This window comes from Georgenia sp. H159 (assembly GCF_035607575.1).
Taxonomy (GTDB): domain Bacteria; phylum Actinomycetota; class Actinomycetes; order Actinomycetales; family Actinomycetaceae; genus Oceanitalea.
This window is the reverse complement of sequence record NZ_JAYDZY010000003.1, coordinates 140,012-160,521: the sequence shown is the minus strand read 5'-3', so window position 1 is coordinate 160,521 and position 20,510 is coordinate 140,012. Positions and strand designations below refer to the sequence as shown.

Annotated in this window: 21 protein-coding genes; 1 reads left to right on the top strand and 20 read right to left on the bottom strand. The window is 69.2% G+C overall.

The annotated features are described in order from the left end of the window. Positions 1-30 precede the first annotated feature (30 nt). Positions 31-576: an NAD(P)H-dependent oxidoreductase gene (locus tag VR894_RS05295; protein WP_324650302.1), complete on the top strand. Its 546-nt coding sequence runs from the start codon at positions 31-33 to the stop codon at positions 574-576. A 55-nt stretch (positions 577-631) separates the two neighbouring features. Here VR894_RS05295 and VR894_RS05290 read toward each other — a convergent pair whose 3' ends face one another. From VR894_RS05290 to VR894_RS05195, 20 genes are all read right to left on the bottom strand, one after another. After that, a complete protein-coding gene (locus VR894_RS05290) occupies positions 632-1,684 on the bottom strand; it encodes a LacI family DNA-binding transcriptional regulator (protein ID WP_324650301.1) in 1,053 nt (350 codons plus the stop codon). Positions 1,685-1,750: 66 nt separating this feature from the next. After that, positions 1,751-2,851 (bottom strand): sugar kinase, encoded by a 1,101-nt coding sequence (locus VR894_RS05285; protein WP_324650300.1) that lies wholly within the window; start codon positions 2,849-2,851, stop codon positions 1,751-1,753. Positions 2,852-2,880: 29 nt separating this feature from the next. Continuing rightward, positions 2,881-3,504, bottom strand: coding sequence for a bifunctional 4-hydroxy-2-oxoglutarate aldolase/2-dehydro-3-deoxy-phosphogluconate aldolase (gene eda / locus VR894_RS05280; RefSeq protein ID WP_324650299.1), 624 nt, complete (start codon positions 3,502-3,504; stop codon positions 2,881-2,883). Positions 3,505-3,698: 194 nt separating this feature from the next. Beyond that, a complete protein-coding gene (locus VR894_RS05275; protein WP_324650298.1) occupies positions 3,699-4,445 on the bottom strand; it encodes a GntR family transcriptional regulator in 747 nt (248 codons plus the stop codon). 307 nt (positions 4,446-4,752) lie between these two features. Continuing rightward, positions 4,753-5,592: a BtpA/SgcQ family protein gene (locus VR894_RS05270; protein ID WP_324650297.1), complete on the bottom strand. Its 840-nt coding sequence runs from the start codon at positions 5,590-5,592 to the stop codon at positions 4,753-4,755. A gap of 333 nt (positions 5,593-5,925) precedes the next feature. After that, positions 5,926-7,239, bottom strand: a complete 1,314-nt coding sequence (locus VR894_RS05265) for an MFS transporter (protein ID WP_324650296.1) — start codon at positions 7,237-7,239, stop codon at positions 5,926-5,928. 130 nt (positions 7,240-7,369) lie between these two features. Continuing rightward, a complete protein-coding gene (locus VR894_RS05260; RefSeq protein ID WP_324650295.1) occupies positions 7,370-8,356 on the bottom strand; it encodes a nucleoside hydrolase in 987 nt (328 codons plus the stop codon). A gap of 109 nt (positions 8,357-8,465) precedes the next feature. After that, positions 8,466-9,143: a substrate-binding domain-containing protein gene (locus VR894_RS05255; RefSeq protein ID WP_324650294.1), complete on the bottom strand. Its 678-nt coding sequence runs from the start codon at positions 9,141-9,143 to the stop codon at positions 8,466-8,468. A 32-nt stretch (positions 9,144-9,175) separates the two neighbouring features. After that, entirely contained in the window at positions 9,176-9,796 is a 621-nt protein-coding gene (locus VR894_RS05250) for a class II aldolase/adducin family protein (RefSeq protein WP_324650293.1), read from the bottom strand. Next, positions 9,793-11,019 (bottom strand): 3-oxo-tetronate kinase, encoded by a 1,227-nt coding sequence (gene otnK, locus VR894_RS05245; RefSeq protein ID WP_324650292.1) that lies wholly within the window; start codon positions 11,017-11,019, stop codon positions 9,793-9,795. Before otnK ends, VR894_RS05250 begins: the two co-directional genes overlap by 4 nt. Beyond that, the gene (locus VR894_RS05240; protein WP_324650291.1) at positions 11,016-11,684 is read right to left on the bottom strand and encodes an aspartate/glutamate racemase family protein; all 669 of its coding nucleotides are present in this window, start codon (positions 11,682-11,684) and stop codon (positions 11,016-11,018) included. The genes otnK and VR894_RS05240 overlap by 4 nt, the downstream gene beginning before the upstream one ends. Next, the gene (locus VR894_RS05235) at positions 11,681-12,487 is read right to left on the bottom strand and encodes a hydroxypyruvate isomerase family protein (RefSeq protein WP_324650290.1); all 807 of its coding nucleotides are present in this window, start codon (positions 12,485-12,487) and stop codon (positions 11,681-11,683) included. Before VR894_RS05235 ends, VR894_RS05240 begins: the two co-directional genes overlap by 4 nt. Then, the gene (locus tag VR894_RS05230; protein ID WP_324650289.1) at positions 12,484-13,476 is read right to left on the bottom strand and encodes a phosphoglycerate dehydrogenase; all 993 of its coding nucleotides are present in this window, start codon (positions 13,474-13,476) and stop codon (positions 12,484-12,486) included. Before VR894_RS05230 ends, VR894_RS05235 begins: the two co-directional genes overlap by 4 nt. Continuing rightward, positions 13,473-14,258 carry an NAD(P)-dependent oxidoreductase gene (locus VR894_RS05225; protein WP_324650288.1) on the bottom strand — a complete coding sequence of 262 codons (786 nt, stop codon included), beginning with the start codon at positions 14,256-14,258 and terminating at the stop codon, positions 13,473-13,475. The genes VR894_RS05230 and VR894_RS05225 overlap by 4 nt, the downstream gene beginning before the upstream one ends. A gap of 28 nt (positions 14,259-14,286) precedes the next feature. Beyond that, positions 14,287-15,087, bottom strand: coding sequence for an MBL fold metallo-hydrolase (locus VR894_RS05220; RefSeq protein ID WP_324650287.1), 801 nt, complete (start codon positions 15,085-15,087; stop codon positions 14,287-14,289). A gap of 265 nt (positions 15,088-15,352) precedes the next feature. Next, a complete protein-coding gene (locus VR894_RS05215; protein ID WP_324650524.1) occupies positions 15,353-16,051 on the bottom strand; it encodes a GntR family transcriptional regulator in 699 nt (232 codons plus the stop codon). A 232-nt stretch (positions 16,052-16,283) separates the two neighbouring features. Then, positions 16,284-17,234, bottom strand: a complete 951-nt coding sequence (locus VR894_RS05210) for a nucleoside hydrolase (RefSeq protein WP_324650286.1) — start codon at positions 17,232-17,234, stop codon at positions 16,284-16,286. Positions 17,235-17,325: 91 nt separating this feature from the next. After that, positions 17,326-18,171: a carbohydrate ABC transporter permease gene (locus VR894_RS05205; protein WP_324650285.1), complete on the bottom strand. Its 846-nt coding sequence runs from the start codon at positions 18,169-18,171 to the stop codon at positions 17,326-17,328. A 3-nt stretch (positions 18,172-18,174) separates the two neighbouring features. Beyond that, entirely contained in the window at positions 18,175-19,107 is a 933-nt protein-coding gene (locus tag VR894_RS05200; protein ID WP_324650284.1) for a sugar ABC transporter permease, read from the bottom strand. An 81-nt stretch (positions 19,108-19,188) separates the two neighbouring features. Continuing rightward, the gene (locus tag VR894_RS05195) at positions 19,189-20,385 is read right to left on the bottom strand and encodes an extracellular solute-binding protein (protein WP_324650283.1); all 1,197 of its coding nucleotides are present in this window, start codon (positions 20,383-20,385) and stop codon (positions 19,189-19,191) included. Positions 20,386-20,510 lie beyond the last annotated feature (125 nt).

The following is a 20,510-nucleotide window of genomic DNA, read 5'->3' as shown; positions in this document are numbered from 1 at the left end:
CATAGTTGAAGGTTCATCCATTAACGGGGTATGACCACACACAAGATCGGCGTCATCGTCAGCTCCTCGCGTCCCACCCGCATCGGCCTCAAGGTGGCGGAGTGGGTCTCGTCCCTCGCACCAGAGGGCACCGAGGTCGAGGTCGTCGACCTCGCCGAGGTCGACCTGCCCTTCCTCGCGGAGCCCGAGCAGCCCGCCACGGGCAGCTACACCCTGCCCAGCACCATCGCCTGGTCCGAGCGGGTCCGGGCCTTCGACGGCCTCGTCGTCACCGTCCCCGAGTACAACGCCGGCTACCCGGCCGTGCTCAAGAACGCGATCGACTCCCTCCACGCGGAGTGGAACGGCCTGCCGATCGGCGTCGTCGGCTACGGATGGGGCGCGGCGGCCGGGGCCGTCCGCCAGCTCGGTGAGGTGCTCGACCGCGTCAAGGCCGTCAGCCTCCCCGGGCCGGGCCTCAGCTTCGGCCAGGACCTCACGCCCGAGGGCGAGATCCTCGCGGCGGCACCCGCCGACGACGTCCGCGGGCTCTACGACCAGGTGCTCGCCGCCGCGCGCGAGAAGGTCACCGCCTGACCACAAGCCGATCCCGTCGGTGAGGTGGTGGCCCGTCCGGGCCACCACCTCCGCGCTACCGGCGCCCGGGGGTGGACTCGCGCAGGACCACCTCGCCGCTCACGGTGACGAGCTCGGGCCCCTCGGACTCGGCGAGCGCGAGCGTCGTCACCCGCCGTCCGATGTCGACCATGTCGATCCGCACCGTGGTGAGCGTGGGGGTGACGTCACGCAGGGCGGCGATGTCGTCGAAGCCCGCGAACGCCAGCTCGGTGGGCAGGTCGATCCCGGCCTCCCGGGCGGCGGTCATCGCCCCGAGGGCCATGACGTCGTTGACGGCGAACACCGCCTCCACCTCGACGTCGCGTCGCAGCAGCTCCTTCATCCCCGCGTGCCCGCCGTCGCGGACGAACTCGCTGGGCACGACGGCCTCGTCGGGCACGGGTGAGCCGAGCTCGGCCAGCGCGTCGAGGAAGCCCTCCCGCCGTTCCGCTGCGGTGAGGTGCTGCGCCGGCCCACCGAGCACCGCGAAGCGCCGGTAGCCCAGGCCGTGGAGCGCCCGGGCGAGGTCGGCGGCCGCACCGCGGTTGTCGACGTGGACGGCGTTGACCCCGAGGATCGGCTGACCGACCATCGCCGCCGTGCCGCCGCGCTCCCGGTAGCCGGCCAGCGCCTCCCGCAGCCGCTCGTTGGCGATGGCGTCGTCCTGGCGACCACCGACGACGATGATCGACCGCGCCCGCAGGTTCTGCAGGGTCTGGATGAAGCCGAGCTCGCGGTCGGCGTCGTGGTGGGTGTTGGCCAGCGTGACGGCGAGCCCGGCGGCGTCGGCCGCCTCGGTGACACCGGCCGCGATGGTGGAGAAGAACGGGTCGGAGATGTCGTGGACGATGAGGCCGAGGGTGGCCGTCTTCCCGCGCGCCATCGCCTGGGCGTTGGCGTTGGGTGAGTAGTGCAGGCGTGCGGCGGCGTCGAGCACCCTGTCGCGCAGGTCCGCCCGCACCGACCGGTTCGTGCTGCCGTTGATGGCGCGCGACGCCGTCGCGAGCGACACCCCCGCCTCCCGGGCCACGTCGCTCAGCGTCGCGGCCCGGCCGTTGCCCCCGGCAACAGTCCGTGCCGGTGTCATCCCCGCCGCCCTCCGGGCATCACCGACGACGGCACGAGGCTGTTCATGGTCATCTCCTCGGGGAGGTCATCGCTGCACGCGGGCACTGCCCCCGGCGGCGAGCTTGAGGACCTCGGCCTTGGTCACCATCGAGGTGTCACCCGGGGTCGTCATCGCCAGCGCTCCGTGCGCCGCACCGAACTCTACTGCGGTGGCCAGCGACTCACCGGTGATCAGGCCGTAGATCAGGCCGGAGGCGAAGGAGTCTCCCCCGCCCACCCGGTCGAGGATCTCCAGGCGCTCCCGGTGGGTGGCCTGGGCGAAGCCCTCGTCCTTGGACCATGCGATCGCACCCCAGTCGTTGACCGTGGCGGTGTGCACACCACGCATGGTCGTCCCGATGGCGGCGAAGTTGGGGTAGGCCGCCTGGACGTTCTCGATCATCGCCCGGAAGCTCGCGACGTCCAGGTCGGTGAGGTTCTCGTCCACGCCCTCGACCTCGAAGCCGAGCGAGGCGGTGAAGTCCTCCTCGTTGCCGATCATCACGTCGATGTGGTGCGCGATCTCCCGGTTGACCTCCTGCGCCTTGGCCTGCCCGCCGTTGTCCTTCCAGAGGCTCGGGCGGTAGTTGAGGTCGTAGGAGACGACGGTGCCGTGCTTCTTCGCGGCCTTGACGGCTGCGAGCACGACCTCGGCCGAGCTCTCCGACAGCGCGGCGTAGATGCCCCCGGTGTGCAGCCAGCGCACCCCAAGCTCACCGAAGATGTGGTCGAAGTCGACGTCCTCGGGCCGCAGCTGGGCCGCGGCGGTGTGCCCGCGGTCGGACACCCCGACCGCACCACGCACGCCGAAGCCGCGCTCGGTGAAGTTGAGCCCGTTGCGCGCGCTGCGCCCGATGCCGTCGAAGTCGGCCCAGTGGACCAGCGAGGTGTCCACGCCACCGGCGAGGATGAAGTCCTCGACCAGCCGGCCCACCTCGTTGTCCACCAGCGCGGTGACGACCCCGGCGCGCAGCCCGAACGCCCGACGCAGGCCACGGGCGACGTTGTACTCACCGCCGCCCTCCCACACCCGGAAGCTGCGCGCGGTACGGATCCGCCCCTCGCCCGGGTCCAGCCGCAGCATCACCTCTCCCAGCGACACCACGTCGTACCGGCACTCGGCCGCGTCACGAATCTGCAGGCTCACTCCAGCTCCTTCGTCGTCAGGGACGCGACTCAGCGCGTCAGGGCCACGGCGTCGGCCACCATGGCTGCTACATCATCGAAACGGCCCTCGGCGATCGCGCCGCGCGGCACCATCCAGCTCCCGCCCACGGCCGCCACCGACGGCAGGGACAGGTACTCGGCGAGGTTCGTCGCGCCGATGCCCCCGGTGGGGACGAAGCGCACGTCGCCGAACGGAGCCGACAGCGCCTTGATCGCCGCGGCACCGCCGGAGGTCTCCGCGGGGAAGAACTTCACGGTGGTGATCCCGGCCGCGAACGCCGCCTGGACCTCGGTGGCGGTCACCGCACCGGGCAGCGCCAGCACGCCGCGCTCGGCACACCGGTCCACCACCTCGCGGGAGAACCCGGGGGAGACGACGTACTGCGCCCCGGCGTCGACGGCCTCGTCGACCTGCGCCGGGGTCAGCACGGTGCCGGCCCCCACGAGCACCCGGCCGTCGGCAGCCATCTCGCGGATCGACTCGACGGCCGCGGCCGTCCGGAACGTCACCTCGGCGACCGGCAGCCCACCCTCGACGAGCGCGCCGGCGAGCGGGCGGGCGTGGGCGGCGTCGTCGAGCACGACGACGGGCACGAGTCTGGCGGATGCGAGCTGGTCAAGAATCTCGGGCATCGCCGATCCCCCTGTTCTCCCCGCACCCGGGGCGCGGTCTCTCGTCACTGAGGTGCGGCAGCGGGGCCGCGTTTCCGTCTCGAACCGTAGCAGAAAGCGCTTCCCGTAGGAAGGCGTGTAGGTGAGGCGGCCGGAGATGTCGACGGTCCGGGTGGGGCGCTGCCGCACGGTCAGGCCGTGGGAGGAGTGGACCGCTACGCGTTGTTGAGCGCGTCCCCCACCAGGGTCGACTGCTCGGCCTCCCCCGTGCTGACCGCCCGCTCGTCCGTGAGCGTGCGGCGCTTCGCCTCCTCGATGTGGGCTCGCATGAGCTCGGCGGCAGCAGCAGCGTCACCACGGCGGATGGCCTCGTACACCTGCCGATGCTCCTGCGCAGCCGCCACGGCGTGAGTTCGGCCCGCCCTTCCGCTGAAGCGGAACCGCTGGAGCTGGCTGCCCATGGCCTCGAACGCTCGCTGAGCGAACGGGTTCCCCGTCTGGGCGCTGATGAGCTTGTGGAACGTCTCGTCCGCGAACCAGCTGCCCTTGAGTGCTTCGGGGTCGGTCACGTCACCGGCCTGCTCCATCGCGTCGATCGTGTCGACGAGCTCCTCGAGGAAGTCGGCAGTGGCGTGCTCAGCGGCGGCCGAGGCGAACGCGGGCTCGAGCATGAGGCGGGCATCCATGAGCTGGACGACCTCAGTGGGCGACAGCAGCGGCGCGACCTCGTAGCCGCGCAGGGGGTCTCGACGGACGAACCCGGTTGGCTCCAGGCGGGCGAGAGCCTCCCTGATCGGCGTGGCGGACAGGTTCATCTCGCGCGACAGCGCACCGATGTTGAGCCTCTCCCCGGGGGCACGCCGACCGCTGATCACCTGCAGGAGCAGCTCGTCATATGCACGATCGGCGAGGGGCACTCGGGTGGAACGCCGCCGCGACGGTGGGACGGGTTTGTCAGTCACTCGATCTCCTCGACACTCATTCATCCGACGTGACGCTCCATCCCGTCGCCGTCGGGTCCCCGTGGGCACTCCCCCGCCGCCGAGGTGACCGCCGCGCGCACGAGACGTGGGTGCCAGGTTACTCGGTCCGGCCGCGCCCGTTCGGCGGGACCGCACCGGCCACGGTCAGCGGCGACCGGGTGACGCGAGCGCCGCCGGTGGCGAGGAGCGCACCGCAGTGGTCGTTCCGGGACGTGGGACACGGCAGCGTGGCGCGCACGCCTCGGGGCCGGCGCCATGCGTGGCGCCGGCCCCGAGGATGCATGGGTCAGACGGCCTGCGGGGCCTTGCGGCCGGAACGCCACAGGTTCACGAACTCGCGCGCCAGCTCCCCGCTGACGGGCAGGTCCATGTCGTGGCCCGGCTTGGAGCCGTAGCCGAACACCGCTCCGTCGGCGACCTCTGCATAGGTTGCCGCGTGCTCGGCGGTCATGCCGGAGCCGAGGATGACGGGGGCGTCCGGCATCGCGTCCTTGACGAGGCGCAGTCGGTCCAGGCTGGGGGGCATGGCCGTGTTGTCCCCCGCGAGGATGATCGCGTCGGCCCCGCCGCGGTTGAGCATGTCCTCGGCGATGACGCCGACCGGACGGTCCACGATCGGACGAGCGTGCTTGGTGAGAAGGTCGGCGAGAGTGAGGATGTGCTCCCCACCGATGTGCTTCTTGTAGCGCGCGACGAGGTGCGCCTCGCTGTTGATGATGCCCTGGTCGGTGACGGCGGCGTCCGTGAGGATGTTCAGCCGGATGAACTGGGCGTTGACGGCCGCGGCGATGCCCAGCGACGCCTTCCACGAGTTGCGAAGGATGTTGATCCCCAGGGGCAGCGCCGTGACACGGCTGACCTCCCGGGCGACGACCGCGGCTGCGGCGACGGTCTCGGGCTCCACCGTCGTCGGGTAGAACGGGTAGTCGTGGAAGTTCTCCACGAGCAGGGCGTCGACGCCGCCCTCGGCCTGGCTCGTGGCGTCCTGCACCGCGCGGTCGATCACATCGTTCAGGTTGCCCGAGTATCCGGGTGCGCCGGGCAGGGCGAGCATGTGGACCATGCCGATGACGGGGGCCTTCCCGTCGAACACGCCGTTGAAGCGGGCGAGGTAGGGGTTGCTCATGGACTTCTCCTCAGATGTAGATAGCTAACGACGGGCCGCAGCGGTCATCGGCCAACATCGGCTCTGACGTTGTGTCGTCGCCCTGCGCCGGATGGCAGAGGGCCTGTGCCGCGAGAGACGAGGCGCGGACGAGTGGTCGAGTCTCACCCTCGCGGCTTGTTCAAATAGTATCTGATGCGTACTCCCGAAGTCAATGCCACTGGCGAGCTCACCTTCACGTGGGACCGGCGCCGGCGCCGGCGGCTCCCCGTCCGGAGCAGACCTCAGCGCCAGGAAGAGCACCGGCCCCCGCCGCCTGGGGCGACGGGGGCCGAGCGCGAGGTCACGGCGGGCTCACTTGCCCCGGAAGACGCCGTTCTGGCGCTTGGCGACCAGGTAGAGCACGACGCTGATGGCGCACAGCGTGGCCACGTACACCGGGAAGAGGTGCCCGAGCTCGATGCTCCGGAGGTAGACGAAGAGGTAGGAGGCCGTGCCGCCGAACAGGGCGACGCCGACGCCGTACCCCAGTCCCACCGCCGTGCCGCGGATCTCCTGCGGGAGCATGAGGTTCGCGACGGTGCTGAAGATGGTGAGGTTGAGGACCAGGACGAGCGCCCCGCCCAGGGCGACCGTGGCGTAGGCGCCGATGCCGTTGCCCTGGTACACGAGCACGAGGAAGATGGTCGGGATCGCGAGCAACCGGCCGATGACGAAGGCGCGCGGCAGGGACCACTTGTCCAGCACGCGGCTCAGCCACCACGCACCGAGGGTGAGGATGATGCCGAGCGTGGTCGACACGGCGAACACGCCGGTCGGGTTCTCACCGGATGCCGTCGCCAGCGACGGGAGCCCGGCGAGCCACGTGTAGTTGTACGCCTGCAGGGCGCCGACGATGAACACGACGGCGAGGATGCTGACCCAGTACTTGCGGCAGCCGCGCCAGACGTCCCTGGTGCTGGTGGTGCTGACCGTGCTGGCGGTGCTCTCCCCCGGCGTCAGCGTCTCGGGCAGGATCCGCCGCATCAGCAGCACGATGATGCCGAGGAGCCCGCCGAGGAGGAACGGGATGCGCCAGCCGTACCCCTCCATGTTGACCGTGCCGAGCGTGGCGACCGCGAGGAACGCGGTGAGCGGGGCGAGCATGTTGCCGAAGTTGTTGAAGATGGCCATGAACCCGGCCACGTAGCCCGGCCGGTCGGGCACCAGCTCCACGCCGTACGCGGCGCCGAGCGAGCCCTCGATCCCGGTCGAGAGGCCCTGGAGGATGCGGCAGAACAGCACGATGACACCTGCCCAGACGCCGATCGACTCATGGGTCGGAGTGAGTCCGATCGCGAGGCTGGCGGCCGCCGTGACGCCGATCGCCCCGACCATGACGGGCTTGCGACCCACTCGGTCGGCGACGAGCCCGAACAGCACCCCGCCGATCGGCCGCACGACGAAACCGACGGCGAACACGGCGAGGGAGTTCAAGGTCGAGGCGACCGGGTCGCCACCCGGGAAGAAGGCCTGCCCGAGATATGCGGACAGCAGCCCGAACATCGCCCAGTCGTACCACTCGAGGGCGTGACCGGCGCTCAGCGCGATGAGGTACTTGCGCTGGGTGTTCGTGACCTCGGGCGCAGTCGTTGGAGTGTGCGTGGTGGCGGTTTGGACTTCCGACATGAAGAGAGCTCCTTCGCTCAGTTTCTTCCCGACTCTCGAGGGAGCGGTCAATGACGTTCAAATAGTATAGATCAAACGCCGCGCGTTCAAGATTGTGCGGAGAGGGGACATACCCGTCACCTCCCGGTGGTCACCGCCAGGGCAGCGGCCGGCGCAGCACGTCGCCGATCATGTCGAGCACGCCGTCGAAGTCCATGTCGACGACGACGCGGTGCAGCGGGCGCGTCTCCTCCCGGACGGGGTGCACCCCCGCGAGGTAGCGTTCGCCGGTCTCCGGGTCCTCGAAGGTCTGCAGCGGACGCTGCACCGCTGCGGTGACCAGGTCCGGCCGTAGGAGCGTCGCGACCGCGAGGCTGTCGTTGATCCCCATGACGCGCGCGTCGTCCGGCCGGCCGTAGGAGCGAGAGTAGAAGCCGGCGTAGTCCCGGCTGATCTCGGCGATCAGCGTCGCCGGCGGATGACCGGTCGAGGCCGCGATGTCCCGGAAGAACTGCTCGGGCACCAGGGCTTGACGCGTCACGTACGGCCCGCACCAGGTGACGTTGCCCGGACGCCTCGCCACCTCCTGCGCAGCGTCGATGTCGAAGGAGACGTTCGGGTCACGCGAGACGCGGAACCGTCGGTCGGCCCACGGCTCGGTGTCGTGGTACAGGGCGGGCCCGAGCGTCCCGACGATCGTCGTGCTGGCGAGCCGCTCCAGCAGATCAGGCTGCGCGCGCAGCGCGGTGGCCAGGTTGGTCTGCGGACCGAGGGCGAGATAATCGATCTCCCCCTCATGGGCGTCAACGAGATCCAGCAGGATCGGGACGCCGTTCGGCTCCGCCGGCACCGACTCGGCGGGACGCAGGCCGGTGTTGCCGAAGCCGTCGTCGCCGTGCACACCGGAGGACAGCCTCAGCTCCTGTATCAAGGGCACGTCGCAGCCTCGGTAGACCGGAACGTCCTGCCGTCCGCAGGTGTCCAGCACGTAGCGCGCGTTGTCAGCCGCGCGCTCGCCGTGACAGTTACCGAACACGCTCAGCACCGCGAGGATCTCGACCGTCGGGTCGGCGGCCAGCAGCATCAGCGCCAACGCGTCGTCCACACCCGTGTCGGTGTCCACCACAACTTTTCTCATCAGCACGCTCCTTCGTCGTCGGCCCGGCGTCGTGCCGACGCACGGGCTCTGCTCGTGTCGGGCCTGTCGCAGGCCCGTGCTGCCCCCGGCGCACGACCGGAGCGCGAGATCAGGGGGCGCTCAGCCCCACGTCGGCGAACGCGGCGCGCGCGCGATCGTCCGTCAGGAGCGAGGCGAACGCACTGGCCGCCTCCGGAGCGTCCGGCCGAACTCCGATCGCGAACCGCCCGTAGGACTGCAGCTCGTGCGGGATCGGCTCGACGATGTGCGGGCCGGGGACCGACCGCAGCTCGCTGACCTGCTGGATCGCGACCTCCGCGCGTCCGTCGACCACCGCCTCGGCCGTGAGACCGGAGGGGAACCGCACGGCACGCTCATCGACCTGCTCGAGCAGGCCCCGTTCGCTCATGACCTTCATGAAGTGCAGTCCACTCGCGCCGGAGAGCGTGTACGCGACTGCCCGGGAGCCGACGAGGTAGTCCAGGAAGGTCTGCGCCGACGGGTCGGCGGGCCCCGCCGTCGTCGGCAGCCGAGCGAACCCGACCGCCGACACCGCGATCTCGGTGACGGCATCGGGCGCGAGGATGCCCTGGTCCGCCAGGTCACGGATCGACTGGGTGACTCCGAGGACCATGTCCGGGCGCTCGCCCGCGGCGATCCGCTCGAGCAGCACCGACGTCGGCTCGAACGTCGTCTCGACGCGGGTGCCGGTCGCCGTCTCGAAGTGGGGGATGAGGGATTCGACGAGCGGTTGCCGCACGACGAGTCCGCTGTAGAGAGTGATCATGGGTATGGGTCCATTCCGGGTGACGTGGGTGGTCAACGGGTGAGCGCGGCCAGGCTCTCCGCGGTGAGCGGAGCCGTCGGCAGCCCTCGGGTGATGAAGTACACCTGGGCGGTGTGCTCGAGCTCCTCGAGCGCGTCGAGCGCCGAGTCGAGATCCGACCCGGCGACGACCGGTCCGTGGTTGCGCAGCAGCAGGGCATGTCCCGCGTGACCGGCTTCCTCGACGGCGGCCGTGGCCGCGGCATCCCCCGGCGCGTAGTACGGCAGCAGCCGCAGCCTGCCCACCCGCATGGCGAAGTACGCAGTCAGTGGCGGCAGCGCGGAGTCGGGGTCCAGACCGTCGAGACACGACAGTGCCGCCGAGTAGAGCGAGTGGGTGTGGACGACGGCGTTCGCCGCCGGCCGGGCACGCAGCATCGCCACGTGGAGGAACGCCTCCTTCGTGGGCTTGGGGCCCTCGAGGTGGCGTCCGGTGAGGTCCAGGACGGACAGCGCGTTCGCCTCGACCTCACCGAGGCTGACGCCGGTCGGCGTCATGAGAACGCGCTCACCGTCACGCACAGCGAGGTTCCCGGTGCGGCCGTGGGTGAGCCCACGGCGATGGATCGAGCGGCCGATGCGCTCGATCTGCTGTCGTGCGTCCTCGGCGCTCACACGTCCTCCCCGCTCCGGGCGACGTCGACGAACAGCTCGGGTTCGCCGAAGTTGCCCGACTTCAGGATGAGGTGGAGGTCGCGCCCGGCGTCGTGGATCCAGGGCGCGCCGACGGCGACCTCCTCACCGACCACGGCGGTCTGCGTCCCGAGCGCCCTGACGACCTCACCCGAGGTCTCGCCGCCGGCGATGAGCATCCGGCGCAGGCCACGCTCGGCCAGCTGTGTGGCAATCAGCCCCGCGGCGCGCTCGTACAGACTGCCCGCATCCGGTATCCGAGGGTCGCGCTCGCCTGCCGGGCTGGAGGAGTAGATGAGCCCGGACGCGTCATCGGGCTGCGCGTCCCACCAGGCGAGTGCACGAGCGGCGAGGTCGTCGGCCGACTCCCCCGGCTCGGCGACGAGCTGGTAGGCGGCTCCCCCGCCGTCCCGGAAGCGCGCGATCTGCTCGAGGGTACGGCGCGAACAGCTCCCGGCAAGGAGCGCCGTCCGCCCGGCCGGCGGACGCGCCGCGACCTTGCCCGGGCCGCCACGGCCGAGGGCCATGGCACCGATGAGGCCGGCGGAGCCGGCCGCGAGCACGGCATCCTCCACGGCCGCTGCAACGGACGCGAGGTCTGCCTCGGAGACCGCGTCGACGACGACGTGCGCGTCGCCGGCCTCCTCGGCGGCAGCGATCGCGGCACGCACGGCGTCGGCCCCCTCCCGGACGACCTCCAGTGGCAGCATCCGCACCCCGCCGCCCACCTGCGGAGCGAGGAGCCGCGGGACCGAGGAGTCGCGCATGGGCGTGACCGGGTGGTCGCGCATGTGCGTCTCCTCCAGCAGCAGGTCGCCCACGAAGAGGTACCCGCGGTAGACGGTGCGGCCGTGCAGGGGGGCCGCGGGCGTCGTCACGACGACGCCCGTCCCCAGCTCGGCCGCCAGCGCCTCGGTGACCGGGCCGATGTTGCCCTCCGCCGTGGAGTCGAAGGTCGAGCAGTACTTCAGGTAGAACTGGTCGGCACCAGCGCGGCGCAGCGCGGCCAGGGCCTCGAGGCTCTGCGCGACGGCCTCCGGAACGGGGATCGACCTCGTCTTGAGCCCGATGACGATCGCGTCGGCGTCGGTGTCGCTGTCGTCGATGTGCGTGGTCAGCGAGAGCAAGGTGCGCAGGCCGGCGCGACTCAGGGCAGCGGCGACGTCGGTCGCGCCCGTCATGTCGTCGGCGATGACCCCGATCATCGGCGGCGCCCGTCGATCTCGGCGGCCAGGCGTCGTGCCGCGGCACTCGGCCCGTCGAGGACGGGCACACCGAACCTCTCGGCCAGGGCGGCCGAGGCGGCGGCCAGGGAGAACTGTGCGAGCACGATGACGTCGTAGTCGGCCTCCACCTCGGCCACGGCGTCCACGAGGACCTCGCTGAGGCGGTCCTCAGGCAGCTTCTGCGCCGCGGCGGGGACGACGAGGGGGCGCAGGTCGGTTGCGACGTCGGCAGAGGCGAAAGCGGCGCCGAGGCGCTCGGCACTGTCCGCAGCGGCGGAGTCCAGGGAGGCGACGAGGAGCACACGCGAGGGCCGCCGCGCCACCGTCTCGGCGAAGAGCGGGCCGTCCGCGGACAGCACCGCCACCCCGTCGGCCGAGGCATCGCGGACCTCGGCACGCGCACCGTACTGCGAACAGGTGAGCAGCACCCCGTCCGCGCCCCCGGCGAGCGCGAGCTCGATCAGGTGGTCCATGCGCTCCGCGAGACGCGCACTGATCCCTCCCTCGAGCGTCGCGTCGGCAAGCAGCCGGTCGTCGAGGAGGTTCCAGACGGTGCCGTCCGGGAACGCTGCCCGGATCGCTGCCGCCGCCGGTTCGATCGCCAGCGGCGTCGCGCTGATGAGTGCGATCCTGGCGTCGTTCATGCTGTGATCCTCTCCGTCCATGCCAAGCCCTCCTCGGTTCCGGCGACCGGTCCGTACTCGCAGCCGATCCAGCCGGAGTAGTCGCTGGCTGCTATCCGGGCGAGCACGCGGTCGTAGGCGATCTCCCCGGTGCCGGGTTCGCCACGCCCGGGGTTGTCGGCGATCTGGATGTGGCCGATCCACGGCAGGAGGCTCTCGAAGCGTTCGATGACGTTTCCCCGGTCGACCTGGGCGTGGTAGACGTCGAAGAGCACACCGACGGTGGCGGCATCGACCGCCTCGGCCACCGCGGCGGCCGTCTCCATGGTGCGCAGGCCGTAGGTCGGCTGGTCGCGCTTGTTGATCGCCTCGAGGACGACTCGGACGCCGCTGCCGCGCGCCTGGGCCGCCGCCCAGCCGATGTTCGCGACGTAGGTCGCGAACGCCAGCTCGGGATCGACGTCCTGCGGCCGCAGCCCCGCCATCACGTGAACCACCGGTGCGCCGAGCGTGGTCGCGTACTCCAACGCGGAGCGCACGCCGGCCCGGAACTCCTCGCTGGCGCCGGGGACGTACGCCGCACCCATCGCCGTCGGAGAGCCCTTCGGTCCGGCGGGCGTGTTGATCAGGGCCTGCTCCAGACCGGCCTGATCGAGCAGCCGCCGGATCCGCTCGGCGGGCAGGTCGTAGGGAGAGGCGAACTCGACGCCGGTGAACCCCGACGCCGCGGCCGCGTCGAACCGCTGCTCGAACGGCAGCTCGGTGTACATCCACTTGAGATTGGCCGCGAGGCGGATCCGGCCGGCCGAGGTCTCGATGATCATGCGGAGACCTCGGCGTAGTCCGGGTTCACGACGTACTGGGGGGCGCCGCCACGCAGCACCTCGATGACGTTCTCCGCGGCCATCCGGCCGGACTCTCCCCGGGCCTCGCGGGTCGCACCGCCGACGTGGGTGGTCGCCAGGATCCCCGGCGTGTGGAGCAGCGGGCTGTCCTGGGGCAGCGGCTCGGTCGCAAACACGTCGAGCGCAGCACCGCCGATCTCCCCGCTGCGCACGCCCTCGACCAGCGCGTCCTCATCGACGATCCCCCCGCGCGCGGTGTTGATGAGGACCGCGTCGCTCTTCATCGTCCGCAGCCGCTCGGCGTCGATGAGGTTGCGGGTGGTCTCGTCGAGGAACAGGTGCAGCGTGACGAAGTCCGACTCTGCGAGCACCTCGTCGAGCTCACCGCGGCGGACGCCGTGCGCGGCGGCGAACGCCTCGTCGAAGTACGGGTCGTAGGCGATGACATCCATGCCGAACCCGGCCGCCACCCCGGCAACGGCCTTGCCGATGGACCCCAGGCCCAGGATGCCCAGCGTCGCGCCCCGCAGCTCCCGGCCCGTCAGCTGCTGCCACGTGCCGGCGGCGAGGTTGCCGATGTTCTCCGGCACGCGGCGCGCGAGCGCCAGCATGAGCGCGAACACGTGCTCAGCGACGGCGTTCCTGTTCGCGCCGGCGGTGATGCACACGGGCACCCCGCGTCCACTCGCCGTGGCGACGTCGACGCTGTCGTAGCCGACGCCGGTGCGCACCACGATCTTCAGGCGGTCGGCCGAGCCCAGGTCCTCCGCAGTGAGCGGCATCGTCCCCGCAATGATCGCTCGCACCCCGGACAGGAGCTCACGTCGTTCGGGCGCCGGCAGCGCGGCCAGGTCCGGCTCGTGCCGGGTCGACAGGCCCTCGGCCCGCAGCAGCCGGTCGATCTCGTCTCCCGGGTGCAAGAACGCGGTCGTGATCAGGACGTCGACAGTTCCACTCGTGGTGCTCACCAGATTCCTCCCTCATAGTCGGCGGGGGTGAACCCTCCACCGTGGTACTGCGGCGCTTCAGCGGTCATGTCCACGCCCTCGGCATGGTCCGCGGCGTTGTCCTTCGGCTCGAAGCCGATCGCCGCCCAACCGGCATCGGCGTTCCACCACCCCTCACTGTTCGCGGAGCAGCCGTACACGACCTGGCAGCCCACCGGACCGCTCTCGATCGAGCAACGCACCAGCTCGACGCCGTCGGGCCAGCTCAGCCACAGCGCGAGCTGGCGCCTGTCCTCGGGGGCAGGCCGGAACGTTCCGATGCGGAGCAGCACGGACTCGACGCCCCACTTGTCGTGGTACAGGCTCGCGAGCGCCTCGCCGAACGCCTTGGAGACGCCGTAGTAGGTGTCGGGCCGCAGGGGCACCGTCTCGTCCAGGACCTCACTGGCCGGGTAGAACCCGACGATGTGGTTCGAGCTCGCGAAAACCACTCGCCGCACCCCCGCTCTGCGGGCAGCCTCGTACACGTGGTAGGTGCCGTCGATGTTGGCGGTGCGGATCGCCTCGTACGGGGCCTCGTCCGCGATGCCACCGAAGTGCACGATGACGTCCACCCCGGCCGCTGCCTCGACGAGCCGATCGAGGTCGGCGAGATCGCCGAGCACGACCTCCTCACCGGGGTGGAGAGGCTCTTCTGGCGTGCTTCGGGCGTAGAGCACGACGCGGTCGTACCGCCCCGCGAGACCCTCCCGGAGCACTCTCCCCATGCGTCCGGTGCCTCCGGTGTACAGCACTGTCGTCATCGATCGTCCTTTCGTCAGAGGAGCGGCGTCAGCCGATACTGCGGTCCTGCTCGCCACTGGCGGCGTCGGCGAAGTAGCCGATGCTCGCCCGCTGGGGGTGAACTCGTCGCAGATCGCCTTCGGCCAGCGTCAGCCCGACGTCGTGGCCGGGCACGAGCACTCCCCCGGTGTCGTTGAGGAGCGAGCGCAGGCGGTCGATCGTCGACACGCTCTGCTCCTCGTCCATGGTGAAGTCGGCCCGCGACGTGGCGAGCTCGTAGATGTTCTTCACGGAGTCGCCGGCGAAGATCATCGGGTCGGCGGTTCGCTCGGTGAGGAACGCCAGGTGGTGCGGGGTGTGCCCGGGACTGGCGATCGCGTGGATACCGGGCAGGAGCTCCTGGCCGGGAGACATGCGCTCGACACCCTCCGTCCGGCGCAACAGCTCCTGGACGTGCAGGTCCGGGATGAACTTCGTCCCGGCAGGCTGCTCCGCCGCCCACGCCAGCTCCTGCTCACCGACCCAGGTCGTTGCGTTGCGGAACATGGTGAAGTTCGCGACGTGGTCCCAGTGCATGTGGGTGAGCAGCACGTCGGTCACATCGCCGGCGTTCAGCCCCAGCCGCGCGAGGCCCTCATGGATGAGCGGGATGTACGCGGGCGGTCCGGCGTCGACGAGCACCCGCCGCACGCCGTCGTCGAGCAGCCACAGGCTGCTCCACCCGAAAGCCCCGTGTGACGAGGACTTGCCCGGGAAACCCTCCACGACGGGATGGGCAGTGTAAGAGCTCGAGGCGGCATTCGAGCCGCCGAGATCGTTGTGCATCATCGCCTCCCTGACCTCAACCATGCCCTATAGTATTCGAAGTGGTCAACCCGTCCTGAGCTGGTCGGTAGCTGGGGTGACGCGGCTCAGGACGAGCTCACGTACGTCGCCCGCCGCCCGGGACGGTGGTCAACTGGCTGCCTTTCGTCCCGGCGCCGACTCGACGACGCTGACCTCCAGACCCACACTCTCGAGCGCTCCGACCAGGGGCCTCGTGCATGCGTCCTCCTTGCCACGGGAGGCGCCGATCCGAACAAGATGAGCCGTCGGGGTCACTGGATCGCCGATGTCAACCATGGGGCCGCCCGTCCTCCTGGGCGTCCAGCCGAACGGCCGCTCTCTCCAGGTCCGCGAGCGCTCGCGCCCTCGCGTTCTCCAGGTGCGTCACCATGCCGGCCCGAGCATCCTCCCCCGAGCCCCCCGCGATGGCCGCGAAGATGCGCTGATGCTCCTGCGACGCTGCTCTCGCATGCGAGACGCCGGCGCCACTGATGATCCGGAACCGCTGCAGCTGGCCACCGAGCGAGCGGTACGCCTGTGCCATGAACCGGTTCCCCGACCGCTCGGCGATGAGGGTGTGGAACGCCTCGTCCGCCAACCAGCAGCCGATGAGCGCCTCACCGCCAGGTGTGTCGTCCGCGCGATTCATCGTCTCGATCGTGCTCCGAAGGCTTCCGAGGAAGTTCTCGTCTCCGCGCGTCGCAGCCAGCGCCGCCATCGCAGGCTCCATCGCCAGCCGTGCATCCATGAGCTGAGCCATCTCCGAGCTGTCCAGGAGACGTGCGACGACGTACCCCCGTCGCGCTTGTCGCTCGACGAAGCCCGTCTGCTCGAGCCGTACGAGTGCCTCGCGGACCGGCGTGTGGCTGATGCCGAGCTTCCGGGCGACAGTGTCGATCTTCAGTCTGTCACCGGGCCGCAGGGCGCCACTCATGAACTCGACCATCAGTACGTCATAGGCCCTGTCAGCCAACGGAAGCTGATCCATGAGGTTCATACTTCCCACTCGCTTCGCCTCCCTCGGTCGTGCTGCGACGTCACCCACCCGGCTCGGGCATGAACCTTGCTACATGTGTCTCCGCAAGTTCACCACGAGCGGAGGCTGCACTCCGAAGACGCAACCCGTCGGTTCGCGCTGGGCGTTGCTGGCGTGGACCACCGGCCGACTGCCGGAACCGGTACGGTCTGGCAGTCGGCCGGTGCCCTCCATCTCGCGCGCCTCAGGCAGAGATGTCCCGAACGAACGCCTCAGCGAGCGCGTCGCCGTCGACGTTCAGCAGCACCCTGACATTGGGCTCCTCCCCCCAGAGGCCGTCCATGTCCGCGACGGTCTCTCCCCGCGTCAACGTACTGTGCCGCTCGATACGAACGCGGACATGCGCGACGTCGAACAGCTCGGGGTACAGGACGAACCCCACACACGGTGCGTCGTTGAAGTAGACGCCGGCGACGTTCGACGGGTGTCGACCCTTGGGACGGTCGTACGACGCGTACGTCCCGTTGATCATCTGGAAGAGAATCTCCCCCATACGCCCACCCTTCTCGTTGACCTGGTCCATCCCCGCCTCAGGAACAACGAACCGGCGGCACACGTCCAGGCCCACCTGGACGAGCGGCACACCCGACTCGACGACGACGGCAGCCGCGTCCGGGTCGTTGGCCATGTTGGCGCTGGCGCGCGGCGCCGCATTGCCCCACGTCGTCACGGCACCGCCCATGTAGATGACGCGTCGTACACGTCGGAATGTCTCCGGGGACAACCGGTAGGCAACCGCGAGGTTCGTCAGCGGGCCGAGAGCGAGGATGCTCACCTCTCCCTCGCCGTGACGGCTCAAGGTGTCGAGGATGGCGACCGCGCCGGCCTCCTTCTGCACGTCGACATTCGTCTCGATGTCGCTCACGAAGCCACCGAAGCCGGTGTCGCCGTGCACGTGCTTGGCGAACATCGGCTGACCCACCAGGGGCCCAGCGCAGCCCTCGTACACCGGGACGTCGGTCCGGCCCAGCTCGGAAAGCAGGATCTGGGTGTTCGAGGTGGCGCGCTCCACCTCGATGTTGCCGAACACCGTCGTCATGGCCAGAATCGAGTCCGGATACCGTTTCTGGAGCCAGAAGATGGCCGCGGTGTCGTCCACGCCCGGGTCGGTGTCGATAATAAACTTCTCATCCATTGAGCACCTTCATTCTAGAGAAACAATCGCTTTTTGTTCAGGGCGTCGAAATAGTCTTCCAGTCAGACCTCCGGCGTAGGCCGCTCCTCAGCTACTTGAGTCCCGTCGTCGACAGCCCTCTGATGTAGTAGCGCTGCAGGAACAGGAAGAGCAGGATCGGCGGGGTCATCGTCATGCTCACCGCCGCGAAGAGCGCGCCCCACTGGGTCGTCTCGTTGGAGATGAACGTGGAGATGCCGAGCTGCAGAACCCGCACCTCCTCGGAGCTCGTGGCGATCAGCGGCCACAGGAACTGGTCCCAGCTCTCCTGGAAGCTGAGCAGTGCCGCCGTCACGTGCGCGGGCCAGGTCAGTGGCAGGAAGACGGTCACGTAGATCCGGATCGGACCTGCGCCGTCGAGCCGGGCCGCCTCCTCGTACGCCTTCGGCACGTCCGTGAAGAACTGCCGGAGCAGGAAGATGATGAAGGCGTTGCCGATGAACGGCAGGACCAGCGCCGCGTACGTGTCGAGGAGGCCGAGCTCGCGGACCACGAGGTAGAGCGGGAACGCGATCACCTCGAACGGGAGGATGGCCATGCTCAGCACGAACGCGAATATGTACTTGCTTCCGCGGATATTGACCCGAGCAAGCGCGTAAGCGGCCAGCGAGCACACGATGACGGACAGGACGGTGGTCACCAGCGCGACACCGACCGTGTTGAAGAAGTACCTGTCCCACGGTCCCGAGGCGAACAGATCCCGGAAGTTCTGCAGGGTGAACTCGGTGGGGAAGAACGTCCTCCAGGACATCGGCGAGATGTTGGAGAACGTGTCCGACCGGGGCCGTATCGCTGCGCTCGCCGCCCAGACGATCGGGAAGAGGGCGATCAAGCCCGCCACCACCAGCAGGACGTACCGGACGACTACACCCAACTTCGTCGTGCGTGTTTCGGACATCTCCTAGTACTCCACATCTGTCTTGAAGAGGCGGAACTGCACGAGGAGTACGCCCAGCACCAGGCCGAACAGAACCACTGCACCGGCAGACGCCGTCCCCAAGTTGTAGTAGTGGAATGCCTCCTTATAGACGTAGTAGACGAGCACGGTCGTCGAGTCGTTCGGACCTCCCCCAGTGATGAGCAGGATCGGTGTGAACAGCTTGAAGCTGTTGATCGTGTTGATCACCACGACGAAGAGCATCGTGCGCTTCAGCAACGGCAGCGTCATCTTCCGGAACTGTTGCCATCTGCTCGCACCGTCCATTCGGGCGGCCTCGTACACGTCCTGCGGGATGCTCTGCAACCCGGCAAGGAAGATGATCATCGAGAAGCCGACCCATTTCCACGCCAGCATGCCGGCAACCGAGACGAGCGCCTGGCTGGAGCTTGCCAGGAAGGGTTGCGACGGAATACCGAACAGGTTGAGGAAGGAGTTGATCAGGCCCGCGTCCGGCGAGTACGCGATGCGCCAGATGACCGAGGCCACCACCATCGAGATGACGACGGGCAGGTAGTAGAGCGTGCGAAAGATACCGATTCCGCGAATTGACTTCTGTACGAGCAGCGCCAGCGACAGACCGAGGATCGTCTGCAGCGGTGTCTGGATGACCGCGTACAGGATCGTGTTCCACAGGCTGCGGATGAACGTCGGGTCAGAGAACGAGTCACGGTAGTTGTCGAACCCGGCGAACGCCGCATTGTCCGGGTTCACGAGCGAGATCGACATCATGCTCATCACAAAGGCGAAGAGCAAAGGGAACAGGAAGAAGAGCGACAGCCCGATGAGACCAGGTGCCACGAATACATAACCGGAGAACTTATCCCAGGCGCGGCTCAACCGTTCCGAGGTGGTGTACGTCCCCGCTCTTCTGCGATCCTGCACATCAGCAGGCATGGTCGTGCTCCTTTTCTCGCAACCCGCCGCTGGCTGACGGTCGCGTCGAGGCCGTCGTCCGCCGAAGGAGTGTCATGGTGCCTACTCGGCAGCCGCTTCGAGCTTCTCAGCCGCTCGCTGCAGGCCCGCCTCCGGGTCGGTGCCGCGGGAGGCGTCCCGCAGGACGGCGTCGATCTCGTCCGCGTACAGCTGGAAGCGAGCCGTGCGGGGACGAGGCACCGCGTGCTCGTTCAGGCCCTCCCAGAAGACGGACCACGGCTGCTCCTCGATCCACGACGCGTTCGCGTCGTACGCGGACTGCCGCGCCGGCAGGTAGTGCGTGGCCTCCGACCACCGAGCGGCGCCGTCCACCCCGGCGAGGGCGTCGACGAGCTTCCAGGCCGCTTCCTGGTGCTCGCTCGCCTGGGAGATACCCACGTGCCATCCACCCGAGGCGACGGCGCACTGCTCGTCGCACGGAAGCGGCGCGACACCTAGTTCCACATCCGGGTACTTCTCGTTGACGTCGACGACGACGAAGGGGTTCGTCTCCTGGAAGGCCAGCTGCTTGGTCCCGAGCATGTCGGGCAGGACCTCGGCCGGCGCCAGACCCTCCGTGGTGTACAGGCTCGCCCACTTGCGCACGGCGTCGATGGTCTCGGGGCTGTCCAGGTACCCCTGGAACGCCTCGGCCTCCTGGTTGTAGACGGAGCCTCCCAGCTCATAGATGAACGGGTAGACCGAGTACTGGCCGATCCCATAGGTGGGGGCGTAGCCCCATTCGATGCCCGAGTCGACCACCGCGTGCATGGCCTCGACCATCTCGTCGAACGTCCACCCGTCCTCGTAGGACGTGGGCGGCGTGACACCGGCCTCTTCGACGACGGACTTGACGTAGACCAGCGCCTCGGTCGACTGGTGCAGCGCGAGGCTCTGGATCTCGTCGTTGTACGTCATGTCTTCCAGCGGGTTGGGCAGGAAGTCGTTGACATCCTCTTCGGTGAGGTAGTCGTCGAGCGGGGTCAGCAGCCCCTGGTCGCCGTACGCCGTCGTCATGGTCGAGTCGACCCACAGGACGTCGGGCGGGTTCCCGCCACCGAAGGCAATCGTCACCTTCTCGAAGTACTCGTTGAACGGAAGGGCTTGGTGGTCGACGGTGATGTTCGGGTTGGCGTCCTCGAAATCGGCGATGATCTCCTCGGTCGCGGCCCTGACCTTCGGCTCCGTGGCAGAGGTCCAGTACGACAGCTCGATCGGGCCGTCCCCGCCTTCCTCAGATCCCGAGCCACAGGCGGCCACCGCAAGGAGGCTCGCAGCCGTGACCGCTGCCAGGACCGGCCTGGTCCGCAGCTTCCGGACGCGTGAACGGTCCTCCGCTGAATGCGTTCCACGAATTTTCATGATGTTCCTTCCCAAGATTCACG